We start from the raw sequence: 741 nt of genomic DNA, 5'->3' as shown, positions 1-741 counted from the left end.
TAAATTGATATCAGAAGGAAATTCTGTAAGTACATCAGTGTCAGAATCAGTTTCTAGACTATTCTCAGAATCACTATCTACAAGTAAATTGCAATCAGAATCTGTATCTAAGTTCTTCTCAGAATCGTTATCAGGAAGCACTTCACGTTCAACATCTGTATCTAAGTTCTTCTCAGAATCAGCATCACTTTCTACTTCAATTAGTACAAGCATTTCTGCTTCACCAAAATGTTCTTGTGTTCGAATGTATTCAATAAGTACATCTGTATCTAAGTCAGCTTCAACAAGCAATTCAGTAACGTGAATCAGCATCTAAGGCAACTTCAGAGAAGCTTCAGAATCAGCTTCAACAAGCAACTCAGTAAGTGAATCAGCATCTAAACTTACATCAGAGTCAGCTTCAACAAGCAACTCAGTAAGTGAATCAGCATCTAAACGTGCTTCAGAAGTAGCTTCACAATCAGCTTCAACAAGCAACTCAGTAAGTGAATCAGCATCTAAACTTACATCAGAGTCAGCTTCAACAAGCAATTCAGTAAGTGAGTCAGCATCTAAAGTAGCTTCAGAGTCAGCTTCAACAAGCAACTCAGTAAGTGAATCAGCATCTAAACTTACATCAGAATCAGCTTCAACAAGCAACTCAGTAAGTGAATCAGCATCTAAAGTAGCTTCAGAGTCAGCTTCAACAAGCAACTCAGTAAGTGAGTCAGCGTCTAAAGTAGCATCAGAGTCAGCTTCAAC

At 37.9% G+C, this 741-nt stretch carries 1 protein-coding gene and 1 pseudogene; both read right to left on the bottom strand.

Annotated elements, in window-relative coordinates:
• On the bottom strand, positions 1-312 hold a 312-nt coding region (locus SK629_RS12875; RefSeq protein ID WP_042901894.1), incomplete at its 3' end, for a hypothetical protein.
• Positions 313-741: pseudogene (locus SK629_RS12870) on the bottom strand (hypothetical protein); the annotation flags it as partial.

It is taken from the genome of Streptococcus mitis, from assembly GCF_000722695.1.
Lineage (GTDB): Bacteria > Bacillota > Bacilli > Lactobacillales > Streptococcaceae > Streptococcus > Streptococcus mitis_O.
This window is presented reverse-complemented; position numbering and strand designations above follow the sequence as displayed.